This window comes from Kitasatospora sp. NBC_01250, assembly GCF_036226465.1.
Classification (GTDB): domain Bacteria; phylum Actinomycetota; class Actinomycetes; order Streptomycetales; family Streptomycetaceae; genus Kitasatospora.
The window spans coordinates 5,084,222-5,099,579 of record NZ_CP108476.1 but is presented as its reverse complement, the minus strand read 5'-3'; the positions used below and the strand labels follow the sequence as shown (position 1 = coordinate 5,099,579).

Genomic DNA, 15,358 nt, shown 5'->3' with positions numbered 1-15,358 from the left:
CCCAGGCGGCCGGGCCGGGCCGGGGCCGGGCCGGCGGTTCAGATCTCCGGCTCGGCCGCCAGCTGCCGGTCGGCGCGGACCCGTTCGGCCACCATGTCCTCGGTCATCGCGCGGTCCGTGTAGACCAGCGGGCGCTCGCTGTCGGTGATGATGTGCTTGACCACCTGGACGTTGCCATTGACGTCCCAGACCGCGATGCCGGGCGACAGGGTCGGGATGATCTCCACCGCCCACCGGGGCAGGCCGAGCACCCGCCCGGTGGCCCGGGCCTCGTCGGCCTTCTGCATGTAGATGGTGCGGGTGGAGGCCATCTTCAGGATCGCCGAGGCCTCCTTGGCCGCGGCCCCGTCCACCACGTCGGACAGGTGGTGGACCACCGCGACGAAGGACAGGCCCAGCCGGCGGCCGAACTTCAGCAGCCGCTGGAAGAGCTGGGCGACGAAGGGGCTGTTGATGATGTGCCAGGCCTCCTCGACCAGGAAGATGCGCTTGCGGCGGTCGGGGCGGATCCAGGTGTGCTCCAGCCAGACGCCCACGATCGCCATCAGGATCGGCATCGCGATCGAGTTGCGGTCGATGTGCGAGAGGTCGAAGACGATCAGCGGGGCGTCCAGGTCGATACCGGTCGTGGTGGGCCCGTCGAACATGCCGCGCAGGTCACCGTCGACCAGCCGGTCCAGCACCAGCGCCACGTCCAGGCCCCAGGACTGCACCTCCTCCGGATCCACCCCCAGCGACTCCACCGAGGACAGGTCGGGGCGGCGCAGCGTGTCGATGATGTCGCCCAGGATCGGCTGACGGTCGGTCACGGTCGCCCGCACGTGCGCGTGCGCGGCCTTCAGCGCGAAACCGGCCCGCTCCTCCAGACCGCGCCCCATCGCCACCTCGATGATGGTGCGCAGCAGCGAGAGCTGACCGGTGGTGGTGATCGCCGGGTCCAGCGGGTTGAGCTTCACGCCGCCGTCCCGGGCCGCCATCGGGTCCAGGCGCACCGACTTTATGCCCAGCGCGTCGGCGATCAGGTTCCACTCGCCGACCCCGTCCTCGCCCTGCGCGTCGAGCACCACCACCTGGCGGTCGCGGAACCTCAACTGGCGCAGCACGTAGGTCTTCTCCAGCGCCGACTTGCCGTTGCCGGACTCGCCGAGGACCAGCCAGTGCGGGGCCGGCAGCTGCTGGCCGTAGAGCTGGAACGGGTCGTAGACGTACCCCTTGCCGCTGTAGACCTCGCGGCCGATGATCACCCCGGAGTCGCCCAGCCCCGGTGCGGCCGTGGGCAGGTAGACCGCCTGGGCCTGACCGGTGGAGGTGCGCACCGGCAGCCGGGTGGTCTCCACCTTGCCGAACATCAGGCTGGTGAAGGCGTCGGTCATGTTGCCAATCGCCAAGGGGGGCCTCCAGGGCAGGTCAGCGGCGGATGCCGGTGGCGAACGGCAGGGTGTTGACGAAGGCGCGGTGGTGCTCGCGGTCGCACCACTCCAGCTTGAGGTAGCTCTTGCCGGCCGAGGCCCGGATGGTCCGCTTGTCCCGGGCCAGCGCCTCGGGGCTGCGGGAGGAGACCGTGATGTAGCCGACCAGGTTGACCCCGGCGGCGCCGGAGGCCAGGTCGTCGCCGCGCTGGTCGACCCGGCCGGTGTGGGCCAGGTCGCGCGGGTCGACCGTGCGGTTCATCTTGGCGGCCCGGCTGGCCTCGGCCTCGTCGTTGGTCTTCTCGGTGAGCATCCGCTCGATGGCCACGTCGGTGGGCTCCAGGTCCATGGTGACGGCCACCGTGCGGATCACGTCCGGGGTGTGCACCAGCAGCGGGGCCAGGAAGTTGACACCCACCGGGGTGAGCGGCCACTCCTTGACCCAGGCGGTGGCGTGGCACCAGGGCTCACGGGTGACCGACTCGCGGGTCTTGGCCTGCAGGTACTGCGGGTGGGTGGCGTCCAGCTCGGCCGGCCAGGCGTTGCGCCGGGTCATCGCCTGGATGTGGTCGATCGGGTGGTCCGGGTCGTACATCGAGTGCAGCAGCGAGGAGAGCCTGGCCTGGCCCAGCGGCTGCCGCACCCGGATGTCGGCCTCGGCCAACCGGGCGCAGATGTCGGTCAGTTCACGGGCCATCACGGCGGCGAGGCCGTCGTCGTCCCGGGCCCGCTCGCCGGTGGCGCTGCGGCCCATCGCGTGCGCCTCGGCGGCCAGGTCACGGGTGTAGTGCATGCAGGCCACCAGGTAGGCCCGGTGCTGCTCGGAGGAGGTGGAGACCATCGACTGCAGCTGGTCGTAGGAGTCCTTGAGCCAGCGCGGCGCCTCGTGGTCACCGCGCCGCTCGACGTCCTTGGCGTGCGCGTCCGGGTCGGCGGGCAGGGTGCGGGCCAGGATCTGCAGCCGCGTCACGAAGCCGTCCCCGTTGGCGACGTGCTTGAGCAGCGTGCCGAACCGGTCGACCAGCGCCTCCTGGTCCTCGGAGTCGCGCAGGCCCACGCCCGGCCCCTCGATCTCGATCGCCGCGGTCACCGTGCGCCGCTCCAGGTGCATCAGCACCCCGACCTCGTCCGGCCCGAACGGCGCGCTCAGCCAGCGCAGCCGGCCCACCCCGGGCGGCGGGCCGACCTCGACCTCCCGGCCGCTCAGCGCGGTGCCCGCGTCCATCGCGGTGGACTGCCACACTGCCCGGCCGCTGCGCAGGGTGCGCCGGTAGGTGCGGTTGATCTCGGCCCACTTGTAGAAGGTGCGGCGCCGGTAGGGGACGTAGACCGCGGCCAGCGCCAGCGCCGGCAGGCCGACCAGGCCGGCGATCCGCAGCGACAGCACCGGCATCAGCAGGCCCCAGAGCATGCCCAGGAAGGCGCCGAAGATGATCAGCAGGATCTCGCCGGACTCCCGGTTGCGCCCGATCGGCGCGTTCGGCCGGGCCTTGCCGATCAGGTAGGTGCGGCGCTGGTGGACATAACTCTGGGCGTACTGCCCCCCGTACTGGCCGAGCGGTTCGCTGCTCAAGGTGCGTCACCCTCCCTTCGCTGGGTTCTGTGCCGGGGCCGGAGCCGGAGCCGGCGGCTTGGCGGGGGCCGGCGGCGCCGTGCTGCGCGAGGCGTGCGCGGCGATGCCCGGGGCGACCGAACCGCCGCCGGCCCCGCCACCGCCACCGCCACCGCCGCCCTCGGCACCGCCGCGCGAGCCGTGCGTCGAGATGCCCTGCTTCACCAGGTTGGCCGGCCCGTTGATCATCGCCGATCCGGCCGACACGGCGCTGGCCCTGGCCTGGCGCAGGTGCAGCATCTCGTCGCCGAAGCCGGGCACGAAGCGGTAGATGGCGCTGCTGGCGAAGATCGACAGGAAGAGGATGGCGAGCCCGGAGAGGATCCGGGCGAAGTCGTCCGAGGCCCCCGAGCCGGTGGAGATCGCGCTGGCCAGGCCCAGGATGATCACGATCACCGGCTTGGCCAGGTCGATCGCGGCCATCAGGCCGGCCCAGCGGCGCACGTGCTTCCACAGCTGCTTGTCCACCAGGCCCGCGTAGACCGCGGTGCCGAGCAGCGCTCCCACGTAGAGCATCGCGGCCCGGATCAGCAGCTCGATCCAGAGCACGGCGGCGGCCAGCACGCCGATCAGCGAGACCAGGATCAGGATCAGCGGGCCGCCGCCGATCGTGCCGTGCTCCAGGGTGTCGGCCAGGCCGCCCAGGTAGGTGCCGGTGTCCGACTTGGTGCCGGAGGCGATCGCGGCGGTCAGCCCGTCGGTCGCGCCGACCAGGGTGTAGAGGATCAGCGGGGTGAAGGCGGAGGCCACCACGGTCAGCCAGAGGAAGCCGATCGCCTCCGAGAAGGCCTGGTGCAGCGGCACCCCGCGCACCGCCCGCTTGGTCACGGCGAGCAGCCAGAGCACCAGGGTCACCACGGTGGCGCCGGCGAAGACGACGGCGTACTGCTGCAGGAAGCTGGCGTTGGTGAAGTCCACCTGCGTGGTGCCGTTGATCGCGCCGGACAGGCTGCGCACCACCCAGGCGGCGGCCTGGGCGCAGGCCTTGGCGAGGGAGCCGAGCGGGTCGGTGACGGAGCCGACGGTGGAGGAGCCGGGGAGGCCACCGCCGCCGCCCTGCGCGCAGTACACGTCACTGCCGGGCAGGGGGAGGACGTTGCAGTTGCCCGTCGACGAAGGAGACGGGACCGCCGACGGGCTCGGGCTCCCCGAAGGTGGGGCGCTGGGGGCCGCGAAGACGCGCTGGGCCAGCAGCAGCGCCCCCAGTTGCAGCGTCGCCAGCGTCCCCGCCAGCGCGCCGGCGCGGCGGGCGAGGGAGGGCTGTGGGCCGTCAGCGGGCATAGCGGAAGCCTCCGAACTGCTGGACGGCGCCGGTGATCTCATCGGCACTGGCGGCCTGTTGGTCGGCGGGGACGGGCGCGGGGCCGTCCTGGCGGGTGTAGTCGGTGAGCTTCCAGTCCCCGCCGGTCCAGTGCAGGGTCAGCGTGAGGGTGTACCAGGAGGCGCTCACCGGCTTGGTCGAGGAGGTCCCGGCCAGGCCGCCGAGCCCCGTGCACCAGACCAGCGCCTTGGTGCTGTCGGCCGTGTAGCCGTCGGTGCGGGTGCCGATCGGCACCGCGCGGCTGACGAAGGTGAGCCCCTTGGGCGCCTGGCCCTGGGCGTCCAGGCCGTAGCCGCTGAGCACGGCGGGGGTGATCGCCTGGTCCAGCCGGGCGCGCAGCGCGTCGGCGACGGCCGGGTCGGCGATCGCGGCGAGCACGGTGCGCCGCCCGTCGGGCCGGAACATGTCGGCGCCGCCGAGCGCGACGGCGTAGTTGGCCGCCGCCGACTGGGCGCCCTGGTCGGTGTCGGGGTAGCCGGTGCCGATCCCGTTGCTGGTGGTGCCGACCGGCTGGGTGCCGCTGGGCGCGGTGGCCGCGGTGGCGGGCGGGAGGGGGGCGGGGCCGTGCTGTCCGTCGGCCGAGGAGGCGGGCTTGTCGTGGTTGGCGATCACGAGGGCGACCACCAGCAGGGCGACGACCAGCAGCACGGTCAGCAGGGCGCGCAGCGGGCGCGGCTGACGGCGGGTCGGGTACGGGGAGGACTGTTCGCCGACCGGCAGCCGCGTACGGGTGTGCGGCTGGTCGTCGGGCAACGGCACGGCGGCCCTCCTGGGACAGGGAGCCGGTGGTGGGCTCCAGCGTGACAATCCGGTCGGTTGCGGCAGCCCGACCGACCGGGGCGGTCGGATCCGGGATCCCTGGGACGAGCCGGGCGGGCCTGCCCGGTCCGTCAGGCCCGGTACGCCTGACGGCGACTGGGCCCGGCCTGCCTGGTCCGCCGGATCCGGTCATCCGATTCTGACCGATGCCGACCACAGTCGACCAGCGCTGACCGGCGGCCCCGCTGGGCCGACCGACCAGCCGGGTCAACCGACAGGGACCAGTGTGACTGGTCTGCCTGTCTGATCGTCAGATGGCCATGCCGTAGACAATGGTGAACAGGGTGCCCAGGGATCCGATGATGAACACGCCGGTCAGGCCGGCGATGATCAGGCCCTTGCCCTGCTCGGCACTGAAGGTGTCACGCATCGCGGTCGCCCCGATCCGCTGCTTCGCGGCGCCCCAGACCGCGATCGCCAGGCAGGCCAGGATGGCCACCGCCATCACGACCTCCACCATGATCCTGGCTTCCGAGCCGAGCGTGGAGAACGGACCCCAATCCGGGGCGATACCACCGATAATGGTGTCGATGTTGCCCTTCTTGGTGGTCGGGTCGTCGGCCAGCAGACCGCTGGCGTAGCCGCTCACGGTGTTGCCCACACTCATCACTGTGTCACTCACGTGCATTCCTGTCTCACCGCCCGGTCAGCCAATTGAAGGCCCCTCACCTGGGGACTGCGAAGAGCCGGGACCCATTCTTGGCCAGATCTGATGTCGACTTGGCTACTTCTTGAGGATTGGTCGCGCGATACGGGACATGTGCGCCAGGATGTCCACTGTACGAAGGATACCGCTCACTCTTTGTATCTCCGATGATTGCGCTGAGCAACGCCCTCCAGCAGACTGGTGGGGGTGCCGGCCGATCGACCTGGCGCGTGCGGGGGGCATATGCGTACCGGTGTCGCGCCGGAGGCTCCACCCCTGGCTCCTCAGGGGCACAAGCACTCTGACACTGCATCGGGATGGTGCTGATGGTACTCCGGAAAGGCGCCCGTGCGGCGATCGCGGGGGGAGCTGTTGCGACCGGCTTCCTGCTGTTGATCGGGGTCGGCACCTACGCCGCCAGCGGCTACGCGCAGGCCGGTTCGGCGCCCGGGCTGGCGCCCGGCACGGTCCCGGCCGCCTACCAGAGCCTGGTCCAGCAGGCCGGCAGCAGCACGTGCCCGCTGGTCACGCCGCCGCTGCTGGCCGCCCAGCTGTACCAGGAGAGCGGGTTCGACCCGACCGCCCACAGCAGTGCGAACGCCGAGGGCATCGGCCAGATCATCCCGAGCACCTGGGCGTCGTACGCCCAGCCCGGCCAGAGCCCCTGGAACCCCTCGGACGCCATCCCGGTCATGGCCCGGATCGACTGCGACTACGCCCAGCACATCACCGGCATCCCGGGCGACCCGGTGGCCAACATGCTCGCCGCCTACAACGCCGGCTGGGGCGCGGTCCAGCAGTACCAGGGCGTGCCGCCCTACACGGAGACCCAGGGCTACGTCCGCTCGATCCTCGCCCTGGTGCCGAGCTTCACCGCCGCCACCTCTCCCGTGGCGGTCTCCCCGCAGGCCTCGGGCGCCATCTACTTCGCCCAGACCAAGCTCGGCACCCCCTACCTGTGGGGCGGTGAGGGACTGTCCTCGCAGAACGGCCAGTTCGACTGCTCGGGCCTGACCCAGGCCGCCTACCTCTCGGTCGGCATCAGCCTGCCCCGGGTGGCCAACGACCAGTGGTACGCGGGCCCGCACCCCTCGCGCGACCAGCTGCGCCCCGGCGACCTGGTCTTCTTCGCCACCGATCTGACCGACCCGCGCAGCATCCACCACGTGGGCATCTACGTCGGCGGCGGATACATGATCAACGCCCCGCACACGGGCGCGGTGATCCGCTACGACTCCATCGATCAGAAGGACTACATCGGCGCCACCCGGGTCACTCAGGACGGCGCTGCCGCGCTGCCCGTACGCGGCAGCGACGGCACCATCACCGGCGGCCCCGCGACCGGCCAGCAGCAGCCCACCAGCGCCTCGCCCGCCCCGGGCGCGCCGGGCACGAACACCCCGGGCCCGAGCGCCCCGAACCCGGTCCTGCCCGCCGCCCCGCCCGTGCCCGCTCCCACCGGCACGCCGTTGAAGCGGGCCTGACGCCCCACCAGATCTGACCATCCCACGTCAAGTTTCCATAACACCCGGTCGGCGTGGAACGCTGTGACCTGCCCGCCTCGTTAACTCCCAGGGCAAGCACCACAGGATCAGCCGACCCTCGCAGCAGGCCGGCGGAGCACAGGAGGTACGGCGTGTCGACGCTGTCGGCCGACACCGGCAACCCGGACCTCGAACTGCTCTACACCGTCAACGGATGGGCCAGGGACGCCCCCGGCTGGCTGGACGGCCTGGTCTCCTGGATCGGCGAGTACGGCATCCTGCTGGGCCTGTTCGCGCTCTGCGCGGTCGGCTGGCTGCAGGCCCGGCGCCGCCCGGACGCGCCGGTGGCGGTGGCCGGGGTGCTCTGGGTGCCGCTGGCGGTCGTGGCCGCCGAGCTCGCCAACCTGCCGATCGCCGCCATCGTGAACCGGCCGCGCCCGTTCGTCGACCACCCGGGCCTGGACGTGCTGGTGGCCGGCAAGGCCGGGACCCACTCCTTCGTCAGCGACCACGCGACCATGTCGATGACCGTCGCCGTGGCGCTCTTCCTGGTCAATCGCCGGCTGGGCGCGATCGCCGGCGCGCTGGCGCTGCTGCAGGGGTTCTGCCGCCTGTACATGGGGGTGCACTACCCCACCGACGTGCTGGGCGGCTACGCGCTGGCCACCGCCGTGGCGCTGCTGCTCGCCCCGCTCGCGATGGCCCTGCTGGTGCCGCTGTGCCACGCGCTCTCCCGCACCGCGGCCGGGCCGCTGATCACGGCCGGCCCCGTCGGCGCGCCCAGGCGCCGGCGCCGCGGTACCGGCACCGAGCAGCCGCGGCCCGAGCAGGAGCGTTCGGCGGCCACCGACTCCGACCTGGCGGCCTAGGCCGGCCGGGGGCGGTTGAGCGCCCGTCAGCCGTCCGGCTGCGCGAGGTGCTCGGCGGCGTCCCGCCGGGCCCGGTCGCGCGAGCGCCGGGCCGGGGCGAACCAGCCGCAGGAGCACGCCGCGTGGGCGAAGGAACCGCGCTCGGAGACCTCGGTCCGGTGGGCGGGTGCCGAGCCGCTCCCGGCGGCGTTCCCGGCACCCTGCTCGACGACGTTCTCGGACGGGTCACCGCGGGAGTCGGACCGGGCCGACAGCTCCGTATGCACGGCTTCAACGGTAACCCGGTTTCCCCGCCCCGAACGCCCCACGGCCCCGGCGCGCGCCGACCGCCGCACGCCGTCCGCCGCGTAACCGGGGCGGACCGCGGTCGTTCTCGCCAGTACCGGCCCCGCCCAGCCAGGGGCGGCGGCCCGCAGGTCATCCGGCCCGAGGGGGCCCGGATCACCATGGGGGTTGAGATCACCATGACCACGTCGCCCACCACCCGCGCCCTGCTCCCGGCCGCGGCCACCGTGCTGCTAGCCGCCGCGCTGACCGCCTGCGGCGGCACCTCGGGCGGCTCAGCCGACGCGAACGCGAGCGCCTCCGCGAGCCAGAGCCCGGTGGCCGACAAGCTCGCCGACGACCCGGTCACGGCGGTGCGCAACGCCGCCGACATCACCGGCCGCACCGGCTCCGCCCAGGCCGCCACCCAGCTGACCACCGAGTCGGCGGACAAGAAGGCCGCCTTCACCGGCACCGGCGCCTACGACTACGTCAAGCGGATCGGCCGCATCGAGGTGCAGGTCCCGCCGGGCGCCGCCACCACCGGCAAGGTGGTCGAGGTGGTAGAGCCGGGCATCGTCTTCCTGCAGAACAGCGGCGCCAAGGTGCCCGCGGGCAAGTGGGTCGAGCTGGACGTGCGCCAGCTGGCCGACGGCAACCTGATCAGCAACGGCGCCACCGACCCGGCCACCGCCGCGGGCGCGCTGCGCGGCGTGCAGCAGGCGAGCGTGGTCGGTGACGAGACGCTGGACGGGGTGCCGCTCAAGCACTACAAGGGCACCCTGGACCTGTCCAAGGCGGCCGACGCCACCGGTGGCCAGGGGGCGAACGGCCTGCGGATGGCGGCGAGCACCTTCACCGTCAAGGACGTCCCGTTCGAGGCCTGGCTGGACTCCGAGGGCCGGCTGCACAAGGTCACCGAGATCTTCACCTTCGCCGGGGTCGCCGGTTCCAAGGATCCCAAGGACCAGGTGAAGGTGACCTCCACGGTCGCGCTCAGCGCCTTCGGCCAGCCGGTCCAGGTCAGCGAGCCGCCCGCCGCCGACGTGGTCGAGATGAAGGACTCCAGCGCCTCCCCGAAGTGACGCGCCGTCACCGCCCGGGTGCGGCGGCGCGGGCGGCCCACCCGTTTCGGTGGCAGAGATGACCCGTCCGTGCCATGGGGGGCGGGCCACGCACTCTCTAGGCTGGGGGACGGGTGCCTGCCGCCCCGGCGAGCGGGTGGTGAAGGGGTGGTGCAGGGTGTCGTCCTCGGCGGATCGGACAGGTGGAGCGGATCGGACCGCCGGCCACGAGAGCGCGGCCCTCGACGAGATCGAGCTGGCCGGTGAGCTGATGATCGCCGCCACCGCCAGCAACGCCGAGCGGCTGCCCACCGCCCGGATCGACGAGGTGCTGCTGCACCAGCCGCCGGAGGCCGAGGAGCCGGGCGCCCCGGAGGGTCGCAACAGCTAGGGCCTCAGCTCCGCAGCAGTCGGCTGATCGCCGTCATCGCCTCGCTGACCTTCTCGTCCATCGCCGAGCCGCCCTCCTCGACGGCCGCCGCCACGCAGTGCTTGATGTGCTCGTCCAGCAGCGCCAGCGCGAAGGACTGCAGCGCCTTGGTGGTGGCCGAGACCTGGGTGAGGATGTCGATGCAGTAGACGTCCTCCTCCACCATCCGCTGCAGGCCGCGGGCCTGACCCTCGATCCGGCGCAGCCGCTTGAGGTGGTCCGCCTTGTGCGAGCTGTACCCGTGCGGGCCCGCCCCGTGCGCCGGGCCGGCCGGCGCCCCGGTCGGCTGGGTGCCGGTGCTGCTCTCCGTGTTGCTCGTGGTCATCGGCCTGCCCCGTTCTCGTCCCTCGCCCGGCCGATTCCCGCCGGTGCTCCCACGCCCGGCGGGAATCGTCAGACAGACCCTAGTGTCCCGCACCCCGGGCCCCGGTGGTGTTACCCCGTCCGGGCGGCTGATCGGGATCATCGGGCGCCGGGCAGGCGCATTCCCCCCGAGGTTCCGTCAGACTGGGACCTCACAGATCCACCGACCCGCACGCCGACGTACGGGGTCCCCGCCGGGGTCTGACGGGCCGGTCGACCGGCGACTCGGAAGAGGAGCATCCGGTTCCCAGGCGCGCACCCCGTTTGCACAATCCTGACGCAGAGCACCTAGCATCGTTCAGTCCACTCCCCGCTCATCGGAGATTTCCGTGCGTTTTAGCCTGACCCCGAAGGAGACGAGCTTCTACGACATGTTCGCCGCCGCCGCGGAGAACCTCGTCGTCGGATCGAAGCTCCTGCTGGAACTGCTGGGCTCAGACGTGGCAGCCCGCGCGGAGATCGTCGAGCGCATGCGCGCCGCCGAGCACGCGGGCGACGACACCACCCACGCGATCTTCCACCAGCTGAACTCCTCCTTCATCACGCCGTTCGACCGCGAGGACATCTACAGCCTCGCCTCCTCGCTCGACGACATCATGGACTTCATGGAGGAGGCCGTCGACCTGGTCGTGCTCTACGACATCCAGACCCTGCCCAAGGGTGTGGAGGAGCAGATCGAGGTGCTGGCCCGGGCCGCCGAGCTGACCGCCGAGGCGATGCCGCGCCTGCGCAGCATGGCGCACCTGAACGAGTACTGGATCGAGATCAACCGGCTGGAGAACCAGGCGGACCAGATCCACCGCAAGCTGCTGGCCCACCTGTTCAGCGGGCAGTACGAGGCGATCGAGGTGCTCAAGCTCAAGCAGGTCGTGGACGTGCTGGAAGAGGCCGCCGACGCCTTCGAGCACGTCGCCAACACGGTGGAGACCATCGCCGTCAAGGAGTCCTGACCAGCGTGGACATGGCAGCACTCATCTGCGTCATCGGTGTGGCGTTCTTCTTCACCTACACCAACGGCTTCCACGACTCGGCCAACGCCATCGCCACCTCGGTCTCCACCCGGGCGCTGACGCCGAGGGCCGCTCTCGCGATGGCCGCGGTGATGAACCTGGCCGGCGCCTTCCTGGGCAGCGGGGTGGCCCAGACCGTCTCCAAGGGCCTGATCGAGACCCCGCAGGGCAGCCAGGGGATGACGGTCCTGTTCGGCGCGCTGGTCGGTGCGATCGCCTGGAACCTGGTCACCTGGTACTTCGGCCTGCCGTCCTCCTCCTCGCACGCGCTCTTCGGCGGCCTGGTCGGCGCGGCACTGGCGGCCGGCACCGGGGTGATCTGGCACGGCGTGATCGAGAAGATCATCATCCCGATGGTGCTCTCGCCGGTCGTCGGCCTGGTCTTCGGCTACCTGGTGATGCTGGCGATCCTGTGGATCTTCCGCAAGGCCAACCCGCACAAGGCCAAGCGCGGCTTCCGGGTCGCGCAGACCGCCTCGGCCGCCGCGATGGCGCTGGCCCACGGTCTGCAGGACGCCCAGAAGACGATGGGCATCGTGGTGATGGCGCTGACCATCTCCGGACACCAGAGCGGCAACGGCATCCCGATCTGGGTGAAGATCTCCTGCGCCACCATGCTGTCGCTGGGCACCTACGCGGGCGGCTGGCGGATCATGCGGACCCTGGGCCGCAAGATCATCGAGCTGGACCCGCCGCAGGGCTTCGCCGCCGAGTCCACCTCCGCCGCGATCATGTACGTGACCTCGTACGTCTTCAAGGCGCCGATCTCCACCACGCACGTGATCACCTCGGCGATCATGGGCGTGGGCGCCACCAAGCGGGTCCGCGCGGTGCGCTGGGGAGTGGCCAAGAACATCGTGCTCGGCTGGTTCATCACCATGCCGGCCGCGGCCCTGGTCGCCGCGCTCGTCTACTGGCTGACCGACCTGGCCGTGGGCTGACGGATCCGGCCGGGGCCCCGATCACGGGGTCCGCACAGCAGGAGGGCCCGCCCCCGTGTCCCGGGGGCGGGCCCTCCTGTCGTACTCCGCGGCGGCACCGCCATGCAGCACCGCGGAGCAGTCGGTGTGCTCTAGCCGAAGCGGCCGGAGATGTAGTCCTCGGTCGCCTGGACCGACGGGTTGGAGAAGATCCGCTGGGTGTCGTCCAGCTCGATCAGCTTGCCCGGCTGGCCGACACCGGCCAGGTTGAAGAAGGCGGTGCGGTCCGAGACGCGTGCGGCCTGCTGCATGTTGTGGGTCACGATGACGATCGTGAACCGCTCCTTGAGCTGGCCGATCAGGTCCTCGATCGCCAGCGTGGAGATCGGGTCCAGCGCCGAGCAGGGCTCGTCCATCAGCAGGACCTCGGGCTCGACCGCGATGGCGCGGGCGATGCACAGACGCTGCTGCTGACCACCGGACAGGCCCGCGCCCGGCTTGCTCAGCCGGTCCTTGACCTCGTTCCAGAGGTTGGCGCCCTTCAGCGAGTTCTCCACCACGCCGTCCAGCACCGCCTTCTTCCGCACCCCGGCCAGCTTCAGGCCGGCGACCACGTTCTCGTAGATCGACATGGTGGGGAACGGGTTGGGCCGCTGGAAGACCATGCCGACGGTGCGCCGCACGGCCACCGGGTCGACGCCGGAGCCGTAGAGGTTCTCGTCGTCCAGCATGACCTTGCCCTCGACCCGGGCGCCGGGGATCACCTCGTGCATCCGGTTGAGGGTGCGCAGGAAGGTGGACTTGCCGCAGCCGGAGGGGCCGATGAAGGCCGTCACCGAGCGGGGCTCGACGGTCATCGAGATGTCCTCGATGGCCCGGGTGGCGCCGTAGTAGGCCGACAGTCCGCTGACGTCGATGCGCTTTGCCATGATCTTTCGTCTCTCTCGTCTGTTCGTACGTCAGTCGGTCGGTCAGTGGCCGGTCTTGGGCGAGCGCCAGCGGGCGATGCCCCGGGCGATCAGGTTGAGCCCCATCACCAGGGCGATCAGCACCAGCGCGGCACCCCAGGCACGGGCGTACCCGTACTGGTTGTTGACCTGGGAGTACTGCTGCCAGATGAAGACCGGCAGCGACTCCTGGGGCCCGACGAACGGATTGGCGTTGATCGAGTCCCAGACGCCGACCAGCATCATCACCGGCGCCGTCTCACCGGCGATGCGGGCGATCGCCAGCATCACACCGGTGGCGATGCCGCCGATCGCGGTCGGGAGGACGATCCGCAGGATCGTCTTCCACTTGGGCACGCCGAGCGCGTACGAGGCTTCGCGCAGCTCGTTCGGGACGAGCTTGAGCATCTCCTCGGTGGACCGGACGACCACCGGCATCATCAGGATCGCCAGCGCGAGGCTGCCCGAGAAGCCGGAGTAGGCGAAGCCGAGCCCGATGTTCCAGACGGACAGGACGAACAGACCGGCGACGATCGACGGGATGCCCGTCATGACGTCGACGAAGAAGGTGACGACCTTCGCCAGCGGACCCCGGCCGTACTCGACCAGGTAGACCGCGGTGAGCAGGCCGATCGGAGCGGCGATCGCGGTGGCGAGGCCGATCTGCTGCAGGGTGCCGAGCAGCGCGTGGTAGACGCCGCCGCCAGGGCCGGAGGAGGCCACCACCCCGCGCATCGAGTGGCTCAGGAAGTCGCCGTTCACCACGCCGGCGCCCTGCTGGATGGTGTAGACCATCAGCGAGACCAGCGGGATGATCGCGAGGATGAAGGCGACCCAGATCAGCGAGGTGGCGATCCGGTCCTTGGCCTGCCGGACCCCCTCGACGCGGGCCGAGAGGCCGAAGGTGATCGCGACGAAGAGCAGCGCGGCGATCAGGCCCCACTGCAAGTGGCTGACCAGGCCGAAGCCCGCGCCGATCGCGCAGCCGAGCGCGATGGCGAGCACGGCTGTGCCGGGCGGGGCCCAGCGGGGCAGCCGGGCGGCGGTCAGCGAGTGGCGCAGCAGCGGGACCGGCGTGCGGTCGGCGACAGAAGGCGCGGTGGTCATGCGTTGGCCCCCGAGTACTCCTTGCGACGGGCGATGATCAGCCGCGCCGCACCGTTCACCAGCAACGTGATCGCGAACAGCACCAGGCCGGCCGCCATGAGGGCGTCCTTGCCGACGGTGCCCGCTTCACCGAACTTCAGCGCGATGTTCTGCGCGAAGGTACCGCCACCCGCGTCCAGGATGTGCAGCGACAGCTCGCTGCTGGAGGACAGCACGGTGGCCACCGCGATGGTCTCGCCGAGCGCCCGGCCGAGGCCGAGCATCGAGGCGGAGATGATGCCCGGACGGCCGAAGGGGATCACCGCGGTGCGGATCATCTCCCAGCGGGTCGCGCCCAGCGCGAGCGCCGCCTCCTCGTGCATCCGCGGCACCTGGCGGAACACCTCGCGGCTGACCGCGGTGATGATCGGCAGGATCATGATCGCCAGGATGATCCCCACGGTGAACAGGCTGCGTGCCGGCGCCCCGGGGTGGGTGGTCTTGAAGATGTAGGTCCAGCCGAGGTAGTCGTTCAGCCAGCTCATCAGGCCGTTCAGGTGCGGCACCAGGAAGAGCGCGCCCCACAGGCCGTAGACGATGCTGGGCACGGCGGCCAGCAGGTCCACCAGGTAGGCGAACGGCTGGGCGATCCGGCGCGGCGCGTAGTGCGAGATGAACAGCGCGATGCCGATCGCGACCGGGACCGCGATGATCATCGCGATGGCCGCGCTCGCCACGGTGCCGAAGGCCAGCACCGCGATGCCGAAGCTCGGCTTGAGGAGGTTGTCCGGGTCCCACCCGAAGGTGGTCAGGAAGTTCGTCTGGTCCTTGCTGATCGCCATCCCGCTGCGGTACAGCAGGAAGCCCGCGATCGCGGCCATGATGACCAGCAGCAGGATGCCGGACCCGGCCGAGAGGCCGAAGAACAGGCTGTCACCGAAGCGGCTGTTGCCCTTCAGCGAGCTGCGCGCGGGCTGCTCGGCGGACGCGGGTGGACGGCCCTGGACGGAGGTGGCTGGCCCTGGCTGCTCAGCGGAGCCGGGCGGTGGGGAGGAGGTCATGAGGTTCTAACTCCGGTCTGGCGGTGCGGCCCGGCGGGCGGGCGGCACCATGG

General features: G+C 71.4%; 16 protein-coding genes. 6 read left to right on the top strand and 10 right to left on the bottom strand.

Going from position 1 to position 15,358, the window contains the following annotated elements:
* Positions 1-38: 38 nt before the first annotated feature.
* The 5 genes from OG500_RS21435 to OG500_RS21415 form a co-directional block, all read right to left on the bottom strand.
* A complete protein-coding gene (locus tag OG500_RS21435; RefSeq protein ID WP_327071623.1) occupies positions 39-1,373 on the bottom strand; it encodes an ATP-binding protein in 1,335 nt (444 codons plus the stop codon).
* Positions 1,374-1,407: 34 nt separating this feature from the next.
* Positions 1,408-2,982 (bottom strand): SCO6880 family protein, encoded by a 1,575-nt coding sequence (locus OG500_RS21430; RefSeq protein WP_327068294.1) that lies wholly within the window; start codon positions 2,980-2,982, stop codon positions 1,408-1,410.
* Positions 2,983-2,988: 6 nt separating this feature from the next.
* On the bottom strand, positions 2,989-4,302 hold the full coding sequence (locus tag OG500_RS21425) for a hypothetical protein (RefSeq protein WP_329582599.1): 1,314 nt from the start codon (positions 4,300-4,302) through the stop codon (positions 2,989-2,991).
* Positions 4,292-5,101: a hypothetical protein gene (locus tag OG500_RS21420; protein ID WP_329582597.1), complete on the bottom strand. Its 810-nt coding sequence runs from the start codon at positions 5,099-5,101 to the stop codon at positions 4,292-4,294. The genes OG500_RS21425 and OG500_RS21420 overlap by 11 nt, the downstream gene beginning before the upstream one ends.
* A gap of 310 nt (positions 5,102-5,411) precedes the next feature.
* Positions 5,412-5,768 (bottom strand): hypothetical protein, encoded by a 357-nt coding sequence (locus tag OG500_RS21415; RefSeq protein WP_327068291.1) that lies wholly within the window; start codon positions 5,766-5,768, stop codon positions 5,412-5,414.
* 365 nt (positions 5,769-6,133) lie between these two features.
* Here OG500_RS21415 and OG500_RS21410 point away from each other — a divergent pair, with 365 nt between their 5' ends.
* Both OG500_RS21410 and OG500_RS21405 read left to right on the top strand, forming a co-directional pair.
* Positions 6,134-7,291, top strand: coding sequence for an NlpC/P60 family protein (locus OG500_RS21410; RefSeq protein WP_327068290.1), 1,158 nt, complete (start codon positions 6,134-6,136; stop codon positions 7,289-7,291).
* A gap of 152 nt (positions 7,292-7,443) precedes the next feature.
* Positions 7,444-8,160, top strand: a complete 717-nt coding sequence (locus OG500_RS21405) for a phosphatase PAP2 family protein (RefSeq protein WP_329582594.1) — start codon at positions 7,444-7,446, stop codon at positions 8,158-8,160.
* Positions 8,161-8,186: 26 nt separating this feature from the next.
* Here OG500_RS21405 and OG500_RS21400 read toward each other — a convergent pair whose 3' ends face one another.
* Entirely contained in the window at positions 8,187-8,426 is a 240-nt protein-coding gene (locus OG500_RS21400; protein WP_329582592.1) for a hypothetical protein, read from the bottom strand.
* Positions 8,427-8,624: 198 nt separating this feature from the next.
* Between OG500_RS21400 and OG500_RS21395 the strand changes: the two genes are divergently transcribed.
* Together OG500_RS21395 and OG500_RS21390 are read left to right on the top strand one after the other, a co-directional pair.
* Positions 8,625-9,509 carry a hypothetical protein gene (locus OG500_RS21395; RefSeq protein ID WP_329582590.1) on the top strand — a complete coding sequence of 295 codons (885 nt, stop codon included), beginning with the start codon at positions 8,625-8,627 and terminating at the stop codon, positions 9,507-9,509.
* Between the two features lie 157 nt (positions 9,510-9,666).
* Positions 9,667-9,879, top strand: a complete 213-nt coding sequence (locus OG500_RS21390) for a hypothetical protein (protein ID WP_327068286.1) — start codon at positions 9,667-9,669, stop codon at positions 9,877-9,879.
* A gap of 4 nt (positions 9,880-9,883) precedes the next feature.
* On the opposite strand, the gene OG500_RS21385 is transcribed toward OG500_RS21390, so the two are convergent.
* Positions 9,884-10,243, bottom strand: a complete 360-nt coding sequence (locus OG500_RS21385; protein WP_327068285.1) for a metal-sensitive transcriptional regulator — start codon at positions 10,241-10,243, stop codon at positions 9,884-9,886.
* A gap of 367 nt (positions 10,244-10,610) precedes the next feature.
* Here OG500_RS21385 and OG500_RS21380 point away from each other — a divergent pair, with 367 nt between their 5' ends.
* Together OG500_RS21380 and OG500_RS21375 are read left to right on the top strand one after the other, a co-directional pair.
* Complete coding sequence (locus tag OG500_RS21380) at positions 10,611-11,231, top strand: DUF47 domain-containing protein (protein WP_327068284.1); 621 nt, start codon at positions 10,611-10,613, stop codon at positions 11,229-11,231.
* Positions 11,232-11,236: 5 nt separating this feature from the next.
* Positions 11,237-12,232 carry an inorganic phosphate transporter gene (locus tag OG500_RS21375; RefSeq protein WP_327068283.1) on the top strand — a complete coding sequence of 332 codons (996 nt, stop codon included), beginning with the start codon at positions 11,237-11,239 and terminating at the stop codon, positions 12,230-12,232.
* Positions 12,233-12,363: 131 nt separating this feature from the next.
* On the opposite strand, the gene pstB is transcribed toward OG500_RS21375, so the two are convergent.
* From pstB to pstC, 3 genes are read right to left on the bottom strand one after another with little or no spacing between them, the layout of a single operon-like run.
* Positions 12,364-13,140 (bottom strand): phosphate ABC transporter ATP-binding protein PstB, encoded by a 777-nt coding sequence (gene pstB, locus OG500_RS21370; protein WP_329582584.1) that lies wholly within the window; start codon positions 13,138-13,140, stop codon positions 12,364-12,366.
* A gap of 42 nt (positions 13,141-13,182) precedes the next feature.
* Positions 13,183-14,265, bottom strand: coding sequence for a phosphate ABC transporter permease PstA (gene pstA, locus OG500_RS21365; RefSeq protein WP_329582581.1), 1,083 nt, complete (start codon positions 14,263-14,265; stop codon positions 13,183-13,185).
* A complete protein-coding gene (gene pstC / locus OG500_RS21360) occupies positions 14,262-15,305 on the bottom strand; it encodes a phosphate ABC transporter permease subunit PstC (RefSeq protein ID WP_327068280.1) in 1,044 nt (347 codons plus the stop codon). The genes pstA and pstC overlap by 4 nt, the downstream gene beginning before the upstream one ends.
* Between the last annotated feature and the right edge of the window lie 53 nt (positions 15,306-15,358).

What these genes read in the sequence shown, in the direction of transcription:
- OG500_RS21435 (WP_327071623.1), bottom strand. Translation starts at nt 1,373, where the DNA reads ATGACCGACGCCTTCACCAGCCTGATGTTCGGCAAGGTGGAGACCACC.
- OG500_RS21425 (WP_329582599.1), bottom strand. Translation starts at nt 4,302, where the DNA reads ATGCCCGCTGACGGCCCACAGCCCTCCCTCGCCCGCCGCGCCGGCGCG.
- OG500_RS21415 (WP_327068291.1), bottom strand. Translation starts at nt 5,768, where the DNA reads ATGAGTGTGGGCAACACCGTGAGCGGCTACGCCAGCGGTCTGCTGGCC.
- OG500_RS21410 (WP_327068290.1), top strand. Translation starts at nt 6,134, where the DNA reads ATGGTACTCCGGAAAGGCGCCCGTGCGGCGATCGCGGGGGGAGCTGTT.
- OG500_RS21395 (WP_329582590.1), top strand. Translation starts at nt 8,625, where the DNA reads ATGACCACGTCGCCCACCACCCGCGCCCTGCTCCCGGCCGCGGCCACC.
- OG500_RS21385 (WP_327068285.1), bottom strand. Translation starts at nt 10,243, where the DNA reads ATGACCACGAGCAACACGGAGAGCAGCACCGGCACCCAGCCGACCGGG.
- pstB (WP_329582584.1), bottom strand. Translation starts at nt 13,140, where the DNA reads ATGGCAAAGCGCATCGACGTCAGCGGACTGTCGGCCTACTACGGCGCC.
- pstA (WP_329582581.1), bottom strand. Translation starts at nt 14,265, where the DNA reads ATGACCACCGCGCCTTCTGTCGCCGACCGCACGCCGGTCCCGCTGCTG.
- pstC (WP_327068280.1), bottom strand. Translation starts at nt 15,305, where the DNA reads ATGACCTCCTCCCCACCGCCCGGCTCCGCTGAGCAGCCAGGGCCAGCC.